The 19,917-nt window shown below is 72.3% G+C and carries 22 protein-coding genes; 9 read left to right on the forward strand and 13 right to left on the reverse strand.

Going from position 1 to position 19,917, the window contains the following annotated elements; all coding sequences use genetic code 11:
* Window positions 1-13: 13 nt before the first annotated feature.
* Entirely contained in the window at window positions 14-700 is a 687-nt protein-coding gene (locus tag ACGFMK_RS38275) for a DUF5642 family protein (RefSeq protein WP_392773949.1), read from the reverse strand.
* 453 nt (window positions 701-1,153) lie between these two features.
* Between ACGFMK_RS38275 and ACGFMK_RS38280 the strand changes: the two genes are divergently transcribed.
* The 3 genes from ACGFMK_RS38280 to ACGFMK_RS38290 are packed head-to-tail and all read left to right on the forward strand — an operon-like array spanning window position 1,154 to window position 4,214.
* A complete protein-coding gene (locus ACGFMK_RS38280; protein ID WP_392773951.1) occupies window positions 1,154-2,161 on the forward strand; it encodes an alpha/beta hydrolase in 1,008 nt (335 codons plus the stop codon).
* Window positions 2,158-2,991 carry an SDR family NAD(P)-dependent oxidoreductase gene (locus ACGFMK_RS38285; RefSeq protein ID WP_392773953.1) on the forward strand — a complete coding sequence of 278 codons (834 nt, stop codon included), beginning with the start codon at window positions 2,158-2,160 and terminating at the stop codon, window positions 2,989-2,991. Before ACGFMK_RS38280 ends, ACGFMK_RS38285 begins: the two co-directional genes overlap by 4 nt.
* Window positions 2,988-4,214 (forward strand): glycosyltransferase, encoded by a 1,227-nt coding sequence (locus tag ACGFMK_RS38290; protein ID WP_392773955.1) that lies wholly within the window; start codon window positions 2,988-2,990, stop codon window positions 4,212-4,214. Before ACGFMK_RS38285 ends, ACGFMK_RS38290 begins: the two co-directional genes overlap by 4 nt.
* On the opposite strand, the gene ACGFMK_RS38295 is transcribed toward ACGFMK_RS38290, so the two are convergent.
* Window positions 4,211-4,549, reverse strand: coding sequence for a transcriptional regulator (locus ACGFMK_RS38295; RefSeq protein ID WP_392773956.1), 339 nt, complete (start codon window positions 4,547-4,549; stop codon window positions 4,211-4,213). The genes ACGFMK_RS38290 and ACGFMK_RS38295 overlap by 4 nt on opposite strands.
* A complete protein-coding gene (locus ACGFMK_RS38300; protein WP_392773958.1) occupies window positions 4,546-5,379 on the reverse strand; it encodes a hypothetical protein in 834 nt (277 codons plus the stop codon). The genes ACGFMK_RS38295 and ACGFMK_RS38300 overlap by 4 nt, the downstream gene beginning before the upstream one ends.
* A 69-nt stretch (window positions 5,380-5,448) precedes the next feature.
* Here ACGFMK_RS38300 and ACGFMK_RS38305 point away from each other — a divergent pair, with 69 nt between their 5' ends.
* A complete protein-coding gene (locus ACGFMK_RS38305) occupies window positions 5,449-5,862 on the forward strand; it encodes a RidA family protein (RefSeq protein ID WP_392773959.1) in 414 nt (137 codons plus the stop codon).
* Entirely contained in the window at window positions 5,859-6,449 is a 591-nt protein-coding gene (locus tag ACGFMK_RS38310) for an HAD family hydrolase (RefSeq protein WP_392773961.1), read from the forward strand. The genes ACGFMK_RS38305 and ACGFMK_RS38310 overlap by 4 nt, the downstream gene beginning before the upstream one ends.
* Here ACGFMK_RS38310 and ACGFMK_RS38315 read toward each other — a convergent pair.
* From ACGFMK_RS38315 to ACGFMK_RS38325, 3 genes are all read right to left on the reverse strand, one after another.
* Window positions 6,446-7,438 (reverse strand): YdcF family protein, encoded by a 993-nt coding sequence (locus ACGFMK_RS38315; protein ID WP_392773962.1) that lies wholly within the window; start codon window positions 7,436-7,438, stop codon window positions 6,446-6,448. The genes ACGFMK_RS38310 and ACGFMK_RS38315 overlap by 4 nt on opposite strands.
* A gap of 104 nt (window positions 7,439-7,542) precedes the next feature.
* The gene (locus ACGFMK_RS38320) at window positions 7,543-9,066 is read right to left on the reverse strand and encodes a catalase (protein ID WP_392773964.1); all 1,524 of its coding nucleotides are present in this window, start codon (window positions 9,064-9,066) and stop codon (window positions 7,543-7,545) included.
* Window positions 9,063-9,500, reverse strand: a complete 438-nt coding sequence (locus tag ACGFMK_RS38325; RefSeq protein ID WP_392773965.1) for a Fur family transcriptional regulator — start codon at window positions 9,498-9,500, stop codon at window positions 9,063-9,065. Before ACGFMK_RS38325 ends, ACGFMK_RS38320 begins: the two co-directional genes overlap by 4 nt.
* 107 nt (window positions 9,501-9,607) lie before the next feature.
* Between ACGFMK_RS38325 and ACGFMK_RS38330 the strand changes: the two genes are divergently transcribed.
* The gene (locus ACGFMK_RS38330) at window positions 9,608-9,973 is read left to right on the forward strand and encodes a DNA polymerase ligase N-terminal domain-containing protein (RefSeq protein ID WP_392773967.1); all 366 of its coding nucleotides are present in this window, start codon (window positions 9,608-9,610) and stop codon (window positions 9,971-9,973) included.
* 6 nt (window positions 9,974-9,979) lie between these two features.
* Here the strand turns inward: ACGFMK_RS38330 and ACGFMK_RS38335 are convergent, their stop codons facing one another.
* From ACGFMK_RS38335 to ACGFMK_RS38360, 6 genes are all read right to left on the reverse strand, one after another.
* Complete coding sequence (locus ACGFMK_RS38335; RefSeq protein ID WP_392773969.1) at window positions 9,980-10,660, reverse strand: DUF998 domain-containing protein; 681 nt, start codon at window positions 10,658-10,660, stop codon at window positions 9,980-9,982.
* Between the two features lie 115 nt (window positions 10,661-10,775).
* The gene (locus ACGFMK_RS38340) at window positions 10,776-11,642 is read right to left on the reverse strand and encodes an NAD(+)/NADH kinase (protein ID WP_392773971.1); all 867 of its coding nucleotides are present in this window, start codon (window positions 11,640-11,642) and stop codon (window positions 10,776-10,778) included.
* A 25-nt stretch (window positions 11,643-11,667) separates the two neighbouring features.
* Window positions 11,668-13,143 (reverse strand): flavin-containing monooxygenase, encoded by a 1,476-nt coding sequence (locus tag ACGFMK_RS38345; RefSeq protein ID WP_392773973.1) that lies wholly within the window; start codon window positions 13,141-13,143, stop codon window positions 11,668-11,670.
* Window positions 13,140-13,991: an SDR family NAD(P)-dependent oxidoreductase gene (locus ACGFMK_RS38350; RefSeq protein WP_392773975.1), complete on the reverse strand. Its 852-nt coding sequence runs from the start codon at window positions 13,989-13,991 to the stop codon at window positions 13,140-13,142. The genes ACGFMK_RS38345 and ACGFMK_RS38350 overlap by 4 nt, the downstream gene beginning before the upstream one ends.
* Window positions 13,975-14,865 (reverse strand): alpha/beta fold hydrolase, encoded by an 891-nt coding sequence (locus ACGFMK_RS38355; RefSeq protein ID WP_392773977.1) that lies wholly within the window; start codon window positions 14,863-14,865, stop codon window positions 13,975-13,977. The genes ACGFMK_RS38350 and ACGFMK_RS38355 overlap by 17 nt, the downstream gene beginning before the upstream one ends.
* The gene (locus ACGFMK_RS38360) at window positions 14,862-16,160 is read right to left on the reverse strand and encodes a cytochrome P450 (RefSeq protein ID WP_392773979.1); all 1,299 of its coding nucleotides are present in this window, start codon (window positions 16,158-16,160) and stop codon (window positions 14,862-14,864) included. The genes ACGFMK_RS38355 and ACGFMK_RS38360 overlap by 4 nt, the downstream gene beginning before the upstream one ends.
* Before the next feature lie 97 nt (window positions 16,161-16,257).
* On the opposite strand from ACGFMK_RS38360, the gene ACGFMK_RS38365 reads away from it, so the two are divergent.
* Window positions 16,258-16,845: a TetR/AcrR family transcriptional regulator gene (locus ACGFMK_RS38365; protein ID WP_392773981.1), complete on the forward strand. Its 588-nt coding sequence runs from the start codon at window positions 16,258-16,260 to the stop codon at window positions 16,843-16,845.
* Here ACGFMK_RS38365 and ACGFMK_RS38370 read toward each other — a convergent pair.
* Window positions 16,823-17,887, reverse strand: coding sequence for an amidohydrolase family protein (locus ACGFMK_RS38370; protein WP_392773982.1), 1,065 nt, complete (start codon window positions 17,885-17,887; stop codon window positions 16,823-16,825). The two genes, ACGFMK_RS38365 and ACGFMK_RS38370, sit on opposite strands and share 23 nt — an antisense overlap.
* A gap of 62 nt (window positions 17,888-17,949) precedes the next feature.
* Here ACGFMK_RS38370 and ACGFMK_RS38375 point away from each other — a divergent pair, with 62 nt between their 5' ends.
* The gene (locus ACGFMK_RS38375; protein ID WP_392773984.1) at window positions 17,950-18,492 is read left to right on the forward strand and encodes a TetR-like C-terminal domain-containing protein; all 543 of its coding nucleotides are present in this window, start codon (window positions 17,950-17,952) and stop codon (window positions 18,490-18,492) included.
* A gap of 200 nt (window positions 18,493-18,692) precedes the next feature.
* Window positions 18,693-19,856, forward strand: a complete 1,164-nt coding sequence (locus tag ACGFMK_RS38380; protein ID WP_392773998.1) for an acyl-CoA dehydrogenase family protein — start codon at window positions 18,693-18,695, stop codon at window positions 19,854-19,856.
* Window positions 19,857-19,917: the final 61 nt, after the last annotated feature.

The raw sequence follows: 19,917 nt of genomic DNA on the forward strand, positions 1-19,917 counted from the left end.
GGGTCCTCCTTCGCTATCGGCCCAGCCGCGGGGCCGCGTGCTGCCACGCGGCGACGGCCAGGGTGTCGAGGTCGAGGTCGGTGGCTCCGGCGTCGCGGAGCACGACCAGTACGTCGTCGGCGGCGATGGCGACGGTGCGCAGGCGCAGTCCCGGCAGCTCGGCCGGCTGGCCGGGCAGGGTCAGGACCTGCTCGTAGGACAGGGTTTCCGCGCCCGGGACGGCCGGCCCGGGGCGCACGGTGACGGTCGAGACGGCGGTGCCCTGCGGGTCGTCGACGGTGATCCGGCCGCACCGGCGGGCCCGCTGCGCCCAGGCCGCGAGGTCGACCGGGCGGACGGTGCGCGCGACCAGCTCGGAGACCTGGCCACCGGACGCCGCCGACTGGAAGCCCTGCCCGGCGGCGGCGTCGCCGGGACGCAAGAGCCGTCCGTGGGTGACGTCGGCGCAGCCGGTCCCGTCGTCGGATCGGTCCGAAGTGGACAGTGCGGCGGCGACGTCGAAGGTGTCGCGCGGCGTGTCCGGCACCGTTCCCGGCGGCAGCAGGAGGGCGGGGGAAACGGCGGGCGGGCCAGAAACCGGAGGGGTCGTTTCCGGTTTTTCCGCCGCGCCGGAAATGGTGACCGCCGCGGCGGCGGTCACCAGAAGAGCGGCGGCGCGCACCGGCGGAAAACGGGACGGTCGGCGAATTCGGGCGGTCATGAACAGGCCCTTTCCGGTGGGGTTCGAACGGTTCGCGGTCCCCGCGGTGGGACGGGCATCGCCGGGGCGGGTGGTGGAGGCCGGCCCGGGCGGCACATGGCGAAGGCTACGACAGGTAATCGGTTACCGGAAGAGCGTCAAGAAAACGTAAACGACCTTGGTCTACGGCGGGTGACCTGCGAAATCATGCGGATCAGGCCGGTGAACTGCGGTGTTACTCGTGAGTATGCCAGCCATGATCACGGTGGGTGACCGAGGGCTCACCCGTGCGGGGGAGGGTGGCGATTTTTTGTTCGCCCGCCATTCACATTGTCCGGTCCGATCGGCGGCGAGACAATTGCCGATCGGGCCGCTGTTCCTCTAGCTTGTGCGCACGCCCAGAACGTTTTCCGGGTGACCGCCGTCACTTTTCCGGATTCGATCGATCGACCGGGGAAAGGAATACGTATGCGCATGAAACGCTTCGCACTGCTGACCGCGCTGAGCTGTCTTCTGTCGGGCGTTGCCGCGGCACCGGCCCGGGCGGACGTGCCGGACGCGCGCGCCGACGACGGGTCGCACGTCGTCGCCGAGACCAGCGTCGGCGGCGACCCGCGGACGGTGGACCTGACCGTGCGCTCCACCGGTGTCGGCGGCTACGCCATGGTCCGGCTGATCCTGCCGGAGGACTGGGCGGCCCACCCGGATCGGACGTGGCCGGCCGTCTACCTGCTGGCGGGCGAGACACGGCTGCAGGACTACCGCGGCTGGAGCGCCAACACCGACGTCCGGCAGCTCGCCGACGACGCCGGTGTGCTGGTCGTCATGCCCGGCGCCGGCCCGGCCGGCTTCTTCAGCGACTGGTGGAACTACGGCAAGGACATCGTGCTCAACCAGTGGGAGACCTTCACCGCGGTCGAGCTGCCGCAGCTGATCGACCGCGGTTACCGCGGGGACGGCCGTCGCGCGGCGGCCGGGCTTTCCCTCGGCGGGTACGGCGCGATCGAACTCGCCGCGCGCCGGCCCGGCTTGTTCCGCTACGCCGCGTCGTACAGCGGGAACCTGAATCCCACCGGCCCCACCGGCGAACTGCTCACCGACGCCATCGTGACGTCGGCGAAGCTCGACCCCGAGGCGCTGTGGGGCGACCGGCGCCGGGAATCCGCGCGCTGGGAGGCGCACGACCCGCTGGTGAACGCCGGCCGCCTGCGCGGCACCGAGCTGTACCTCTCGGCGGGCAACGGCCTGCCGGGCCCGCTGGACGGCAAACTGCCGATCGACGTCCTGCCCGGCGCGATGCTCCTGGAGTACCTGTGCGGCGGCCAGACCACCGCGATGGCCGACCGGCTGCGCACCCTCGGCGTCCCGGCGACGGTCGACCTCTACGGCGCGGGCACGCACCAGTGGGCGTACTGGCAGCGGCAGCTGCACCGGACCTGGCCCCGCATGCTGCAGGTGCTCGCGGCGGGGGCGGCGTCGTGACCCGGCCGTCCTATGTGGTCACCGGCGCGTCCTCCGGGATCGGCGCGGCCTGCGTGGCCGAGCTCGTGCGGAGGGGTGCCCACGTGTGGGCCAGCGTGCGCACCGACGTCGACGAAGAGGAACTCGTGTGCGCCTACGGCGACGCCGTGACGGTGCTGCGGATGGACCTGCGCGACACCGCCTCCATCGCCGAGTGCGGCGCACGGGTCGTTGCCGGCGGACCCCTGCGGGGCCTGGTGAACAACGCCGGGCTCGCCCGCCCGGGCCCGCTCGAATACGTTCCCCTGGACGCCTTCCGTGAACAGCTCGACGTGAACGTCACCGGCCAGCTCGCTGTCACCCGGGTGATGCTGCCCGCCCTGCGCGTCGCGGAGACGCCGCGGGTGGTGACGGTCGGCTCGATCGGCGGCCGCGTCGCCGGGCCGATGATCGGGCCGTACCACACCTCGAAGTTCGCCCTGGTCGGCCTGACCGACAGCCTGCGCGCCGAACTCGCGCCCGAAGGCATCGACGTCGTGCTCGTCGAACCCGGGGCGGTCGCCACGGCGATCTGGCCGCGGGCCCGCGAGGCGGCCGAGGAGGTGCGCGCCGCGTTGCCCGAAGCCGGTCTTGTGCGTTACGGGGCCCAGCTGGCGTCGGCGGAACGCAGTGCCGCACGGTCGGCCCGCACCGGGGTGCCGCCGCGGCGGGCCGCGCAGGTCGTGGTCCGCGCGCTCACCGCCCGGCGGCCCGCCCCGCGCTACCTGGTCGGCACCGACGCCCGGGTGGCGGCGGTCCTGGCGAGCCTGCCGTTCCGGCTGCGCTACCGCCTGACCGCGGCGAAACGATGAGCCGCCTGGTGGTCGTGATCGCGCCCGGCTCGCGCGGTGACGTCCAGCCGTGTGTCGCGCTCGGCCGGGGCCTCACCGCGGACGGCGACCGCGTGCGGGTCCTCGCCGCGCCTGCCTTTCGCGCGCTGGTGGCGGAGCACGGCCTCGAGTTCGCGCCCCTGTCGGCGGATCCCGGGGAGATCCTCGGCTCGGCCGCCGGGCAGGCGTGGACCGCCGGCGGGCCGCTCACGTTCGTCGTCCGGTTGCGCGAGGTGCTGCGGCCGGTGCTGGACCGGCTGCTGGCCGACGTCCACAGTGGAGCGTCCGGGGCGGACCTGGTGCTCGCCCCGACGCTCGGTTTCCTCGGCGCGCACCTGGCCGCGCACCTCGGCGTCCCGGACGCCGAACTGCACTACCAGCCGAGCGTGCCGACCCGGGCGTTCCCGCACCCGCTGCTGCCGGGGGCCGGGCGGCTCGGGCCGTGGGGCCGCAGGCTGAGCTTCGGCGCGGTCGACACGTTCGCCTGGCAGCTGCTGAGGTCCACTGTGGACGCCTGGCGCGTCGAACGGCTCGGCCTGCCGCCCGCCGGGGTCCGCGGGCCCCGTCGGCAATCCCCGGTGCTGTGCGGTTTTTCCGACGCCGTCGTGCCCCGGCCGCCGGACTGGCCGCCACGCGTGCACGTCACCGGCTACTGGTTCCTCGACGCGTCCGCCGGCTGGCGCCCGGACCCGCGGCTGCGGGACTTCCTCGCCGCCGGCCCGCCGCCGGTGTACGTCGGCTTCGGCAGCATGCGCCCGGCCGAGGCCGAGCGGACGTTCACCGCGGTCCGCACGGCCCTGCGGCGAGCGGGCCTGCGCGGCCTGCTCGGCACGGACGCCCCCGTCGACCCGGCCGACGACGTGCTCCCGGTCCGCGACGTCCCGCACGCCTGGCTGTTCCCCCGCACGGCGGCGGTGGTCCACCACGGCGGCGCGGGCACGACGGCGGCGGCGCTGCGGGCGGGTGTCCCGGCCCTGATCTGCCCGGTGTTCTCCGACCAGCCCTACTGGGGCGACCGGGTGTCCCGGCTCAGTGCGGGCCCCCGCCCGCTGCCGCTGCGCGACCTGACCGCGGACGCCCTGGGGATGCGGCTTCAGGAGCTGACCGGAAACCCGCTGTTCCGGCGCGGAGCCCAGTACGTCGGTGCCCGGTTGCGAGCCGAGGACGGGGTGGCCCGGGCGTGCTCGGTGCTGCGGGAGATCTAGGTGGTCCGCGGCCGGATCGCCGGGACGGCCCCCTCGACCGCGGCCACCAGCGCGCGGAGGGCCGCCAGTTCCGCGGCGAGGGCCTTGCGCCCGGCCGGGCTGATCGAGATCCACGTGCGAGGCCGCTTGCCCTCGTAACCCTTCTCGACGTCGATCAGGCCGGCCTCGTCGAGGATCGTGACGTGGCGGGAGAGGTTGCCGGCCGTCATGTCCAGCGTCCGGCGCAGGTACCCGAAGTCGACCTGCCCGGCCTCGGCGGCGATGGTGAGGATGCCGAGCCGGTGACGCTGGTGCACGGTCTCGTCGAGGCCCGCGGCGGGGTGCTGGTCGCTCACGCGCGAGCTCCCCGCTCGTGGAACCACGCCACGGCCCCACCGGCGAGCAGGACGAGCCCCGGTACCAGCGTGTTCGTGAACGCCTGCGTTTGCGGGCCTTCGTAGCGCGCGAAGACGCCGAGGTGGAAGAACACGTTCTGCATGTTGTACAGATTCGCCAGCAGTGCGGCGGCGGCGAAGACGCCGCTGATCACACCCAGCACCCGGCTCCGCTCCAGCCACGCCAGCCCGATCAGGCCGAGCGCGATGGTGACGAGCGGCGCGTAGGGCCGCACCGGCGCGAAGCGGAGGTCGAGCGCGCCCAGCGCGATCAGGCCGGCCAGCACCGCGGCGGCCGTGGTGGCGGCGCGCGCGGCCCGGCTTTCGAAGGTGGATCGCAGCCACAGGCACCCGACCAGTGCCACGGTGGCGATAACCATGACCGGCACCGCGAAGGACACCTGGCTGTACGGCGACCGTTGGACCCGGTAGGTGAAGGACTCGACCACCGGCAAGCCGAACGAGATCGCGACGACGCCGACGAAGCCGATGGCGAGATAGCCGCGGATCGGGGTTCGCACGCCGTGCCGCGAACCGCGGCAGAGGTACCAGCACGCCGTGGCGAGGAATCCGCCCACCACCGCGACCAGCCAGTACAGCTCCAGGGCAGTGCCGAACCAGACGATGCCGACGCCGAACCGCGCCGGGCCGCCGGCGGACCACAGCGGGGCGAGCAGCACGAGCACGCCGAACAGGAGCAGCGGCGGCACGTACGCGTGCCGGTCCGCCCGGGTCCGTGTCTTGAGCCGGGCCATCTCGTCCAGCAGGACGGCCGGTGGCAGGTCGGTCATGCACTCCCCGCAACTAGTTTATTTGGCAAACCAGATCTGGCGGCAAACCTACCATGCGATCATGGCGGTATGAAGCCACGCCGCTGGAATCCCGAGGACGTCGCGCCGCCCCTGGGGCGCTACAGCCACTTGGCCGAAGTGCCGCCCGGGCACCGGCTGGTGTTCGTGTCGGGGCAGCTCGGTCTCCTGCCGGACGGGGCGCTTGCGGGGACGGACGCCGAAACCCAGGCGCGGCAGATCTTCGCCAACCTCGAGACCTTGCTCGCCGCGCAGGGCGCCGGGCCGGAGCACCTGGTCAAGCTGCTGACGCTCGTCGCCGGCACCGAGCACCTGCCCGGCTACCGCGCGGCGCAGGCCGAAGCGTTCGCGAAGTGGTTCCCCGACGGCGACTTCCCGGCGCAGTCGCTGGCCGTGGTGGCCGCGCTGGCCGGACCGGACTACACGGCCGAGGTGGAAGCCGTCGCGGCGGTGCCGGCGCCGTGACGCCCGCGGCCCTGCTCGCCGAACGTGACCACGTGCTGGTGGCGTTCGACGGCCCGGTCGCCGAACTGCCGTCGCGGGGCCAGATGGCGGACCGGCTGCGGGTGCTCGTGGCCGAAGGAAAGCTGCCGTGGAGCGTGAAACACACCGACGACCCGTTCGCCGTGCTCGCCTACGCGGTGAAGATCGGCCCGGGCACCGGGCGGGCGGTGCACGCGCAGCTGAGCCTGCTCGAAACCGAGCTGGTGGCCACGGCGCGGCCGACCCCCGGAGTGGCGGCGGCCCTGGATCTGATGGCCGGCGCCGGCACCCGCGTCACCGTCGTCAGCAGGCTGGCCGTCGCGGCGGTCCGGTCGTTCCTGGTGGTGCACACGCTGACCGACCGGGTGAAGCGCATCGCGGCCCGCACCGATCCGGACCCGGCCCGCCTGCCACCGGCGCCGGGCCTGATCACCGCCGCCGCGGAGGAGCCGGGCACGTGCCTGTTCATCGGCAGCACGCGCCGCGATCTGGCCGCCGCCCGCGCGGCGGGCGTCGAGACCCTCAGGTTCCGCCCGGGAGCGAACTCGTGGCTGGAAGGACTCGGCTAGACGATCGCCAGCGTGACGCCCGCCCCGCTGATCAGCACGCACGCCGCGATCGTCGTGCGGCGGTAGTGCAGGATCAGCGCCGCGAACTCGCGCAGCAGTGCGCTCGGCAGGAAGTACCGCGCCGTGGGGGAGCCGGTCGCGTGGATCGGCAGGCCGAGGCGGCGGCACTCCACGGCCGTGCGGAAGACGTGGTAGTTGCTGGTCACGGCCAGCACGCGGCCCGCCCGGCCGGCCTGGGGGAGCAGCGCGGCCGACAGCCGCAGGTTCTCCTCGGTGGTCGTCGCCTGGTTCTCCAGGAGGATCCGGTCCTCCGGGACGCCGCGCTCGCGCAGGTAACCGTGCATCGCCTCGGCCTCGGTGACCCTCTCGCCCGGACCCTTACCGCCGGAGACGACCAGCAGCGGGCGCGCGGGTTCCCGTTCGTAGAGCCGGATCGCACGGTCCAGCCGCCCGGCCAGCAGCGGCGGGACGCGGTCGCCGGCGAGGCCGCAGCCGAGGACGATGATCGCCTCGACGTCCCGGTGGCGCCCGACCCGGCTGTACAGCACGGAGTAGACCAGTAGCGACACGAACAGGAACCCAAAGTACCCGGTGAGCACGATGGCGATCGCCACGAGCGCCGTGCCCCACCGGCCGAGCGGGACGAAGAAGAGCACCTCGAGCGTGATCAGGCCGACGCCGAGGGCCAGTGACAGCAGGTTTCCCTTGCTGCGGCCTTCCTTCCGCCACATCTGCACGCCGTTGAAGATCAGCGCGGCGGGCAGCACCAGCGCGACGACCACCGCGATCGCCGCCAGCAGCACGGCGACGATGGGGGTCAGCCACTCGAGGTGTAGGGCCTCACGCAGCAGCCACGCGCCGGTGAGCAGCAACGCGACCCCGAGCCAGACGGCGTTGCCGAGCCGCCGCGGCTCACGGGCGAGCCGGACCAGGAAGACGAGCAGCGCGACCCCGGCGGCCAAGGGCAGCGCGGCTCCGGCGAAGTTCACCCGGCCTCCCCTGACTGTTCCCCCGCGAAGAGGCCAACGTAGCCGAGGGACACCGGGGCCGCGAACCGGGGCGAGTCACCCGGGAGAGTGACTCGCCCCGGGCGTCAGGCCTTCTTCTGCATGCTCGACCGGGCCGGGTTCGCCTGGTCGGCCGCCTTCGGGTCCTTCTCGCCGGCCTTCGCGCGGACGCCCGACTCGATCCGGTCGCCGATGTCCTTGTCCACGTTGCGCCAGTAGTCGAAGGCGCGCTGCAGCACCGGCTCGGTGACGCCGTTGAGCAGGTGGCCCACGACGTTGTCGACGAACCGCTCACGGCCGGCGTCGTCGAAGACCTCGCGGATCATGGTGCCCGCCTGGCCCCAGTCGTCGTCCTCCGCGCGCAGCGTGTACGCCGTGCGGACCATGTCGCCGTCGGTGTGCCAGCCCGCCGGCTGGCCGTACTTCGCGACGTCGGCGTGCGGGCCGCCCTTCGAGTTCGGCGCGTACACCGGGTCGGCGACCTTGGTGTAGCGCATCGCGCCGTCCTTGCTGTAGCTGTGGACGGGCGACACGGGCGCGTTGACCGGCAGCTGCTTGTAGTTCGCGCCGATCCGGTAGCGGTGTGCGTCCGGGTAGGAGAACAGCCGGCCCAGCAGCATCTTGTCCGGGCTCGCGCCGATCCCCGGCACCAGGTTGCTCGGCTCGAACGCGGCCTGCTCGATCTCGGTGTGGTGGTCGGTCGGGTTCCGGTCCAGCGTCATCCGGCCGACGTCGATCAGCGGGTAGTCGCCGTGCGGCCACACCTTCGTGAGGTCGAACGGGTTGAAGCGGTAGGTCTTGGCGTCCTCGAACGGCATGACCTGGACCTTGAGCGTCCAGCTCGGGTGGTCGCCGCGCTCGATCGCCTCGTACAGGTCGCGCGTGTGGTAGTCGGTGTCGGCGGCGGCCATCTGGTCGCCCTCGTCCTGGGTGAAGGTCTCGACGCCCTGGTCGGTCTTGAAGTGGTACTTCACCCAGAAGCGTTCGCCGCCGGCGTTGACCCACATGTAGGTGTGCGAGCTGTAGCCGTTCATGTGGCGCCAGGTCCGCGGGATGCCGCGGTCGCCCATCAGCCACGTGACCTGGTGCGCCGACTCCGGCGACAGCGTCCAGAAGTCCCACTGCATGTCGTGGTCGCGCAGGTTGTTGTCGGCGCGGCGCTTCTGCGAGCGGATGAAGTGCTGGAACTTCAGCGGGTCGCGCAGGAAGAACACCGGGGTGTTGTTCCCGACCATGTCGTAGTTGCCTTCGCTGGTGTAGAACTTGATCGCGAAGCCGCGCGGGTCGCGCCACGTGTCGGGGCTGCCCCGCTCGCCGGCGACGGTGGAGAACCGGATCAGCAGGTCGGTCTTCGTGCCGGGCTGGAACACCGCGGCCTTCGTGTACGCGCTGACGTCGCCGGTCACCTCGAACCGCCCGAAGGCGCCACTGCCCTTGGCGTGCGGCTGCCGCTCGGGGACGCGCTCGCGGTTGAACTGCGCCATCTGCTCGATGAGGTAGTTGTCGTGCAGCAGGATCGGGCCGTCCGCCCCGACGGTGAGCGAGTGTTCGTCGCTTTCGACCGGGATGCCGGCATCGGTGGTGGTCGGTTCGGGCTGGGTCTGCGTCACTGCGGTCCTCTTCCTTCGTGGTGGTTCGCGGCACATCCGGGGCACCAGCCCCAGAACACGACTTCCGCCTCGTCGACGGCGAAGCCGTGGGCGGCCTCCGGGGTGAGGCACGGCGCGGCGCCGACCGCGCAGTCGACGTCCTCGGTCCGGCCACATCCCCGGCACACGACGTGGTGGTGGTTGTCCCCGGCTCGCCGTTCGAACCGGGCGGGGTGGCCCGGCAGTTCGATCCGCCGGATCAGGCCGGCCTCCGTGCACGCGCCCAGTACGTCGTAGAGCGCCTGGGTGGACACGGAGTCCAGCAGGGTGCGGACGCCGGTGCCGATGGCGTCCACAGTGGAATGAGGGTGCTCCGCCAGCCACGTCAAAACCGCCCGCCGGGGCGCGGTTACCCGCAGACCCGCCGCTCGTAACATGCCGGCCGCATCGCTCATGACTCCCCACCGTGCGCCTCTTTCTGGAGCCGGTCAAGTCCACGGAAGGACGGTTTCGAAGGGGTGAAAACGGGTATGCGCCCAGAACTTCTGGCATCGTGGAGCGGATGGTCGACGGGGTGAACGAGCAGCGTCCGGCGTTCGTGCTGCACGAGCACTGGCGGCCCCGGCACCACTTCGACCTGCGGTTGGAGGAGGGTGGCGTGCTGCGGTCGTGGGCGGTGCCGCGCGGCCTGCCGCCGTCGCCGGGCGCCAACCGGCTCGCGGTCGCCGTGCCCGACCACGCGATGGACCACCTCGGCTACGAGGACGAGCACAAGTCGATCGCCGACACCGGCTGGTGGGAGGAGCACGACCGCACGGACAAGCGAATGCTGTTCACGCTGCACGGCCGTGAAGGAGACGTTCGTTACGCGCTGATCGACACCGGCCGCGACTGGCTGCTGCACCGGACCAAGGAACAGCCCGGCTAAGCGGGCTCAGGCCCTGGCGAGCCGGGGTGTGGTCGCCGCGCGGTGCGCCCAGACGCCGAGCACGGCCAGCAACGCGATCTCCAGGACCATCATCAGCCGTTCGACCAGGCCGGTGGCCACGGTCGGGAGGTGGCCGCCGAGCACGACGTTCACCGCGAACGGGACGATGAACGGCAGGTAGAACGGGATCGCGGCCAGCGCCAGCCGTCGTGACCAGGTGGCGAAGCGGCGCCAGCGCGGGTCGTCGCGGTGCCGCCGGCCGAGCGCCCAGCCGACGACCGGCAGGCTCAGGCAGGTGACCGCCGAGGCGTAGAGGTGGATCTTCCCGGTGGTGGTGATCGCCCCGCCCTGCGGGTCCTTCGCGAAGATCGCCACCGTCAGCAGGCTGACGCACCAGAGTGCCTTCGCCGCGACGAGCGCCGGGTTGGCCAGCAGACCGCGGCGGTACAGCGCGACCAGCAGCAACGCCGAGCCGGTGCTGGTGAGGATCAGCGCGCCGTCCCACATCCAGCGGCCGGGGACCAGGGCGTAGTCGCTGAGCATCGCGGTGACCGGGTCGAGCGGCGCCAGGCTCCGGTCGAGGTGCAGCACGGCGAGCAGGACGACGGCCGCGGCGAACGCGGCCTGCGCGCCGGGCACGAGCAGCCGGGCGGGCAGGGAGGGACGGATCGGTGCGGGGGACAGCATGCGTGGAAACACTCCGGGGGCGCTCATCAGGTTCAGGCGAAGTCGGCGACGCTACCCGTGACCATTCCGTGACCATCGCAGACACACCCGCGCTGTGACGCACCCCACGCTCGGTCTAGTGGTCGCCGTCCTGGGGGATCTCCGCCGAGTCCGTCAGGCGCAGCTTGCGCCGCGCCCGCTGGTAGAACGTCGTCATCCCGAGGCGGACCACCCGGGCCGCGCTCGGGCGGCCGCGCAGGTCCAGCCGGTCGCCGGGGGAGACGTAGCCCGCGACCTGGCCGTCGACCTCCACCGCGAGACGGCCGCTCGTCGGCAGGACCTCCAGCGCGACCGTGTCGTGCACCGAGAGCACCACGCCCCGGCTGTAGGCCGAGTGCGGCGCCGCGGGCGTCACCAGCAGCGCCTCCACCGACGGGCTCGTGATCGGCCCGCCCGCCGAGAAGCTGTACGCCGTCGAGCCGGTCGGCGTCGCGACGATCACCGCGTCCGCCGAGTAGCTCACGAACGGCTGGCCGCCGACGCGGACCGCGACGACCGCGCTCCCGTCGCCCGGCACGCGCACCACGGCGATGTCGTTGAACGCCGTGATCCGCCGTCCGTCGAGCACGGCGTCGACGGCGAGCCGCGGCTCCACGGTGAACTGCTGGCCGTCGATCGCCGAGAGCGCGCTCGGCAGGTCCGGCACGTCGACCTCGGCCAGGAAGCCGAGCTTGCCCAGGTTGACGCCCAGCACCGGCGCGCGCTGCCCGTCGGCAAGCCGCATGGCGCGCAGCATCGTGCCGTCCCCGCCCAGGCTGACCAGCAGGTCCGAGCGGCGGCCGAGCTCCTCCGACGTCACCCCGATGGCGGCGCAGTTCAGCCGGACGATCTCGTCGGCGATGCCGAGGATCTCGATGCCGCGGTTCCCGGCCCAGCCGAGCACCGCCTCGACGGCGGCCGCGGAGTCGCGGCGGGGGTGCAGGACCAGGCCCGCGCTGTGCATCAGCGGGCCCGGCGGGGCGAAGGCGTCATGCGCCCAGTCTGCCCGTTCGGGCGGGCCGCCGCGAGAACCGCAGCGCGCCGTCGTCGATCCGGCCGTGCCGCAGCTTGACGACGTCGTGGGCGTAACTCATGCCGAGCGTCCACGGCGCCCGGGAACCGGCCTTCGGGAACTCCTCGATGGACCGCAGCACGTACCCGGCGTCGAAGTCGAGCAGCGGCCGTTCGGTGACGGCCGGGTCGTCGTTCACCGGGACGGCCTGGTCGTGCCCGGTCCGGTCGAGGTGGCGCAGCAGCCGGACGACGTACTCGCCGACGAGGTCGGCCTTCAGCGTCCAGGACGCGTTCGTGTAGCCGATGGTGAACACGAAGTTCGGCACCCCGCTGAGCATCATCCCCTTGTACGCCATGGTTTCCGGCAGCTTGACGACGTGCCCGTCGACGGCCAGTTCGATGCCGCCGAAGGCCAGCAGCCGCAGCCCGGTGGCCGAGACGACGACGTCCGCCTTCAGCTCGTCACCGGACTCCAGCCGGATCCCGGTCTTCGTGAAGCCGGCGATCCGGTCGGTGACGATCGAGGCGTCGCCGTGCTTGATCGAGCGGAACAGGTCACCGTCCGGCACCAGGCACAGCCGCTGGTCCCACGGCTGGTACTTCGGCTTGAAGTGCGTGTCCACGGCGTACCCGGGCGGCAGCTGCTTCATCGCGGCTTTGCGGATCATCGCCTTGACCACGCCGGGACGGCGGCGGCTGAGCTGGTAGATCAGCGTGCTCACGGCGACGTTCTTCCAGCGCGCGATCGGGTACGCCAGCTTCGGGCCGAGCAGGCTCCGCAGCCGGTTGGCCAGCGCGTCCTCCGACGGCAGCGAGAGAATGTAGGTGGGGGAGCGCTGCAGCATGGTGACGTGCTCGGCGCGGTCGGTCATCGCCGGGACGAGCGTCACGGCCGTCGCGCCGCTGCCGATCACCACGACCTTCTTGCCGGTGTAGTCCAGGTCTTCGGGCCAGTGCTGCGGGTGCACGACGGTGCCGCCGAACTCCTCGATGCCCGGGAACTCCGGGGTGTGGCCGCCTTCGTAGTCGTAGTAGCCGCTGCACAGGTACAGGAACTTCGCCGTGAACCGCACGGGCTCGCCGCCGTGCGTGGCCTCGACCGTCCACAACGCGTCCTCTGTGGACCATTCCGCGCGGACGACCTTGTGCCCGAAGCGGATGTGCCGGTCGATGCCGGCCTCGGTCGCGGTGTCCCGGACGTACTGCAGGATCGACGGCCCGTCCGCGATGGCCTTCTCGCTGGTCCACGGCCGGAACCGGTACCCGAGGGTCTGCATGTCCGAATCGGACCGCACGCCGGGGTAGCGGAACAGGTCCCACGTGCCGCCGATGGCTTCGCGGGCCTCGAGGATCGTGTAGGTCTTGCGCGGGAACGCGGAGTGGAGGTGGTGGGCGGCTCCGACACCGGACAGGCCGGCCCCGACGATCAGCACGTCGACGTGCTCGGTCATTTCACGGCCTCCGTCTGCCGGGCACGCACGCGGTTCTGCAGGCGCGAGAGCACGGCGTGGTAGTGGGTGGGGGTGACGCGGGTGAGCGCGTCGAACAGGTAGGCGTCCGGCCCGACCAGGATACGGGCCTTCCCCCGGTCGACGCCCGTGTGGATGATCGCCGCGGCCCGTTCGGGGGACGTCATGGTCATCGCCTCGAACTGCGCGGCCATCTCGTCCTTCGTGCGCCCGCGGCCTTCGGGGTCGCGCCGCATCCGGGCGTTGCGCGCGATGTTGGTGGTGATCCCGCCCGGGTGCACGGTGATCGCGCGGACGCTGGTGCCGCGCAGCTCGTGGCGCAGCGACTCGGTGAAGCCGCGGACGGCGAACTTCGCCGCGCAGTAGGCGCTCTGGTACGGCATCCCGGCCAGGCCGAACACACTGGACGTGTTGACGATCGCGCCCTCGCCCTGTCCGGCGAGGATCGGTAGGAACGCCCGCGTCCCGTGCACAACGCCGCGGAAGTTGATGTCGTGCAGCCAGTCGTCGTCCTCGGGCACCGCCTCGAGCACGGTCGAGGTCACCGCGACGCCGGCGTTGTTGAACACCGCGGCCAGCGGGGCCGGGAGCCACGCGCGGACCTCGCCGGCGAAGCGGAGCTGGTCGGCCGCGTCGCGGACGTCGAGGACCCGGGTGAGCGCGGGCCCGCGCAGCCCGGCCGCCGTGGCCTTCAGCCCGGCTTCGTCGACGTCGGCCAGCGCGACGGGGGAACCGAGCGCGGACAGGCGGGTGGCCAGTGCCCGGCCGATGCCGGACGCCGCACCGGTGATCACCACCGGCCGGCCGGTGAGGCTACGGGGCCGTGACATCGCTGCTCCTCGCGTGGCCGTCGATGAGGTCGAGCAGGTCCGGCCAGGCGCCTTCGGGCAGGTCGTGGCCCATGCCGCGGACGGTTTCGAGCCGGGCGCCCGGAATCGCTCGGGCGGTGGCGGCGCCGCCGGTGGGATGCACCATCCGGTCGCGGTCGCCGTGGATCACCAGCGTGGGCGCGGTGACCTTCCTCAGCCACGGCGTCCGGTTGCCGGACTTGAGGATCGCGCCGAGCTGACGGCCGACCCCGCCCGAGGTCGGGTCGCGGTCCCAGCCCGTCCCGGCCCGTTCGCGCACGTGAGCCTCGTCGAACGGGAAGCCGTGCGAACCGATGTGCCGGAACATCTTCACGGCGCTTTCGACGGCCTCTTCGCGCGACTTCGGCGGTTTCCCGCCCATCAGCCGCAACGTCGAGAACGCCGGGCGGCCGATCAGGCGGGACCCGGTCGTCGACATGATCGACGTCAGGGTCCGGACCCGCGCGGGGTGCAGCGCCGCCACCGACTGGGAGATCATGCCGCCCATCGACACGCCCGCGAGGTGCACGCGGTCCAGGCTCAGCGCGTCGAGCAGGCCGACGGTGTCGGCGGCCATGTCCTTCAGGTCGTACTGCTCGGGCGGGAAGCGCCCGGCGAACATCGCGGGCAGGCTCGACGGCCGGAACCGCGGGTGCGTCGAACGTCCCGCGTCGCGGTTGTCGAAGCGGACGACCTGGAAGCCGCGCCCGGCCAGCTCGGCGCAGAACGCGTCGGGCCAGCTGTGCAGCTGCTGGCCCAGCCCGGCGACCAGCACCAGCGGCTCGGCGCCGGTGTCCCCGATGCGTTCGTACGCCAGGGAAATCCCCCGGCCGACGTCGGCGATCTGCTCGTTCACGCGGTACCTCCCCGGCGGCGCACGACCGCGCGCCCGCCCTTGGCCGGAGCGTAGGCGACGCCCCGGGAATGCCAGCGCTCGTCCGCCTCGGCGGTCGGCTCGAGCGTCAAGTCGCGCAGCAGGGTGCGCAGGACGACGGTCATCTCCATGGTCGCGAACGCGGCCCCGAGGCAGCGGCGGGTGCCGCCACCGAACGGGATCCACTGGTAGAGGTCCGGGCGCGCGCCCTCGAAGCGGTGCGGGTCGAAGATCGCGGCGTGCGGGAAGAGCGCGTCGTCGTCGTGGATCAGCGCGATGCTGACGAGCACGACGTACCCCTTCGGCAGCGTCCACCGGCCCAGCCGGAAGCCGTCCTGCTTGACCTGCCGGGCGGTGAGGTCGATGACCGGGCGGGTGCGCTGGACCTCGAGGATCGTCGCGTCGAGCAGCTTGCCGTCCTCGGCTTCGGCGAGGTCCCGCAGCACGCCGGGGTGCCGCCGAAGCCGTTCGACCGCCCAGGCCAGGGTGGTCGCGGTGGTCTCGTGCCCGGCGGTGAGCAGGGTGAGCAGCTGGTCGGCGATCTCTTCGCGGCTCAGCCCGGAGCCGTCGTCGTAGCGGGTCTGCAGCATCATGGAGAGGACGTCGTCGCCGTCCGGGCGGGCCTTGGCGATCAGCCGGTCGACGATCGCGTCGTACTCCCGCCGCATCCGCTCGAAGCGCCGCCAAGGGTTCCAGCGGCCCTTCTTGGTGATCGGCAGCACGGCCAGCCGCGAGCCGAGCGTCACGAACGGCGGGAGCAGGGCGCGCAGCTCGGCGAACTCGGCCCCTTCGGCGCCGAACACCGCGCGCAGGATGGCGTTGAGGGTGATCCGCATCATCGACGGCAGCGTCGCGAACGGGCGGCCTTCCGGCCAGGTCGCCAGCTCCCGGAGGGTCTCCTCCTCGACGATCTTCTCGTACGCGGCGAGCCGGCGTCCGTGGAACGGCGGGACCAAGAGCTTGCGCTGGCGGCGGTGTTCCTCGCCCGAAAGCGCGAACAGCGACCGCGGGCCGAGCACCCGCCCGAGGTTGACCTCCTGGTTGTCGACCAGCTCGGCTCCCGCGGTGAACAGCTGCTTGACCTCGGCCGCGCCGCTGATCACGACGGCGTTGCCGAAGATCGGCACGTTCACGGTGAAGGCGTCGCCGTACTTCTCCCGCAGGCGGCGCATTCCGCGCAGCGGGCTGGTCAGCGCGTAGGCGCCCTGGACGGCGCGGGGCGCCGTCGGCCCCGGTGGCAGCGTCACGGGGCCTGGTGGTCGTGTCACGGTCGTCATCGACTCTCCCGACTGGTGGTACGCGAGCGTACCGTCGGTACGGTACGCCGGGGTACCATCCGGTTTCAAGAGGATCCCTCGGCCGAGGAGGTATAGCGTGACCACGGTGACGACGGTGGACACCGGCCAGTTCCGGCAGCGGCTGCTCGACGGCCTGGCCGCCTCGATCACCGAGACCGGGTTCCGCGAGACCACGGTCGCCGACGTCGTCCGCCGCGCCCGCACGTCCCGCCGGACGTTCTACGAACACTTCTCCGGCAAGGAAGAGTGCTTCATCGCGCTGCTCGCCGACGCGAACCGCGAGATGATCCGGCAGATCTCCGAGGCCGTGGACCCCGGCGCGCCCTGGGCCGAGCAGGTGCGGCAGGCGATCGAGGCGTGGATCGCCTGCGCGGAAGCCGAACCCGCGATCACGCTCAGCTGGATCCGCGACGTCCCCGCGCTCGGCGCCACGTCACGTGACCTGCAGCGTGAAGCGATGGAAGGGTTCATCGCGATGACGCAGCGGCTGACCGACACGGCCGAGATGCGGGCGGCCGGCATCAAGCCGCCGTCCCGGCAGCTCTCGATCATGCTCCTGGGCGGGTTGCGCGAGCTGATCGCGACAACCGTCGAGGACGGCGGCCGGGCCGGCGACGTCACCGAGCTCGCGGTGCGCGCCTCTATCGCCCTGCTGGGTCCGTGACCTCGATACCGGCGCACCAGACGCGGGTGATCGCGCGGGTGGCGGTGATGTCGGCGACCGGGTCGCCGTCGAGCAGGACCAGGTCGGCGCGCAGGCCCGGCCGAACGGTGCCGCGGTCGTCGAGCCCGAAGTGCTTCGCGGGCAGGACGGTCGCCGCACGCAGGGCGTCCACTGTGGACAGACCGGCGCCGACGAGCAGCTCGAGTTCGTCGTGCATGCTCGCGCCGTGCGGGACCGCCGTCGGCACGCCCGGCTCGTTGTTGGCGTCCGTCCCGGCGAGGATCGGCACGCCCGCGCGGTACAACGCGGTCACCGAGGTCTTTGCGCCTTCGTAGAGCTGTGGCCGCCCGGCGGTCGCGGACACGCCCTTCATCATGATCAGCGTCGGCGCGACGACCCCGGCGCGGGCGACGTCGTCCGCCGTGATCGGCGCGCCCAGCGGTGCGTGCGTGAGGACGTCCGCACCCGCGTCCAAGGCCATCGTGTACGCGCCTGCGGAAGTGGCGTGCGCGACGACCAGCAGCCCCGCCTCGTGCGCGGCTGCGGTGAGCGCGCGGGCGGCGGGGAGTTCCGGGCCGCCGCGACCGGGTGCCTCCAGGACGATCTTCAGGTAGTCGGACCCCGCCGCGACCCGGGCGGCGACGAAGTCCTTCGCCTGCCCGGGATCGGTGACGACGGCTTCGGCCGACATGCCGGGCATCCGGGCGTGCATCCCGCCCGGCCCGATCGCCGGGAGCCCCGCGCTGCGGATGTCGGTCAGTCCCGGCTGATCGCGCAGTGACGCGAGCAGGGACGCCGAGAAGGAGGCCATGTCGAGGGCGGTCGTGACGCCGTGGCGCGCCAGCTGTTCGAGGTTCCCGCGGCTGTCCAGGTGGACGTGGGCGTCGATGAGCCCGGGCAGCAGGACGCCCCCGCCGCCGTCGACGGTCTCGGCGCCGGCCGGGTCCTCCCCGATGGTGGCGCCGTCGATCACGACCGTGCGCGGCTGGGTGAGCCCGGCGCCGTCGAAGACCCGGACGTTCGTGAGGGCTGTCCTGCTCATGTGGCACTCCCCGATAAGGAACGGTATCGTTCACTAAGCACGGTACACGGAGAGGGAGGGCGATGCCGGACACACGGCGGCGAGGCGACGAGCTGGTGCGGGCGATCTACTCGTCGACGCTGGCCGAGCTGGCGGAGTCGAGCTTCGAGGAGCTGAGCTTCGAGAAGATCGCCCTGCGCGCCCGCACCGGGAAGGCGGCGCTCTACCGGCGCTGGTCCACGACGGCGGACCTGGTACTGGCCGCCCTGACCGACCCGGCCGCCGGCTTCGGCGAGACCCGTCCGCCGCGCACCGGGAATCTGCGCTCCGACCTGATGGTGCTGCTCGGCGGGTTCGCCCGGGTCCTCGACGAGCCGCACGGCCGCGCGCTCGTGCAGCTGATCACCCAGCGCGAGCGGCACCCGGCGCTGTTCGACCGGGTCCGCGAGCTGGTGTTCCGGCCGCGCCAGGAGCTGATCCAGGAGTTGCTGGGGGAGGCCGGCACCGCGCGCGTCGCGGCGGTCGGGCCGCGTCTGGTCCTGGTCGCGCACATCGAGGCGGGGCCGGTACCCGAGGCCGAGGTCGCGGCGATCGTCGACGAGGTGCTGCTGCCCTTGGTCGGCTAGGTTCGGAAGCACAAGGTCCACGGCTTCCCTCACATCACGTCGGAGCCGCAACGCCGAGAGCGAGTGAAGCAGGTTCCCAGCGCGCGGACGTCCGTTGACACCCACGAAGCGTCACGGTGTGCTCGGGATCATGGACGGCAGCCCCTTCACCCGCTGTACCGCCTGACCCATCCCCTCCCGAACACACCCGCGCGCGCGGGATCGCGACGGCGAAGGACGTCGCCGCGAAGCTCGCTGTCGACGCCGTCGAGCGTGATCGCGGCAACGCCACGCCGTACCAGGAAGTGCAGCTGCTCAAGGACACCGGCCTGGTGACCCTGCTCGGCCCCGCCGAACACGGTGGCGGTGGCCAGACCTGGGACACCGCCTACCGCGTCACCCGCGAGATCGCCCGCGCGGACGGCTCGATCGGGCAGCTGCTCGGCTACCACTACCTGTGGGCCTGGGCGGCGCGGCTGGTCGCCACCGACGAGCAGATCGCCGCCGTCGAAGAGCTCTACACCACCAGCGACTTCTTCTTCGGCGGCGCGGTCAACCCGCGCGACTCCGACCTCACCATCACCGAAGACGGCGACGACATCGTCTACAACGGACACAAGTCGTTCTCCACCGGCAGCAAGGTGTCCGACCTGACCGTGCTCGAAGGCATCCTCGAAGGGACCGAGGACCACGTCTTCGCGATCGTACCGTCCAACCAGGACGGTATCGTCTTCCACGACGACTGGGACAACCTCGGCCAGCGGCTCACCGAATCCGGCAGCGTCAGCATCACCGACGTCCGGGTGCCGTGGGCGAGCGCGGCCGGGTACGTCGACCGGAAGTTCCGCCCGCTCACGTACAACACGCTCAACGTCCCGGCGATCCAGCTCGTGTTCACCAACTTCTACCTCGGCATCGCCCAGGGCGCCCTCGAAGCCGGGCTGGCCTACACCCGCGAGCGCACCCGGCCGTGGCCGTACGGCGGCGACGACAAGGACACCGCGACCGAGGAGTGGTACATCCTCGACGGCTACGGTGATCTCCAGGCGAAACTGTGGGCGGCGGAGGCCCTCACCGACAAGGCCGGCGCGGCGATCTCCCGGGTGCTGCACGCACCGCGGGAGGAGCTGACGCCGGAGGCCCGCGGCGAGCTCGCCGTGCTGATCGCCGCGGCCAAGCAGCGCGTGATCGAAACCGGTCTGGAGATCGGGACCAAGATCTTCGAACTCACCGGCGCCCGGGCGAGCGCGGCCAAGTACGGCCTGGACCGGTTCTGGCGCAACCTCCGCACGCACTCGCTGCACGACCCGGTGGCCTACAAGCGGCGTGAGGTCGGCGTCTACGCGCTGCGCGGCGAGGTGCCGGAACCCACCTGGTACACCTGAGCCGCAGTCTCATATTGCGACAGCCGGGCGGCCGCCACCGTCCTACGTTCGGTGGGCGGCC

The sequence above is a fragment of the Amycolatopsis sp. NPDC049252 genome, assembly GCF_043197175.1.
GTDB lineage: Bacteria > Actinomycetota > Actinomycetes > Mycobacteriales > Pseudonocardiaceae > Amycolatopsis.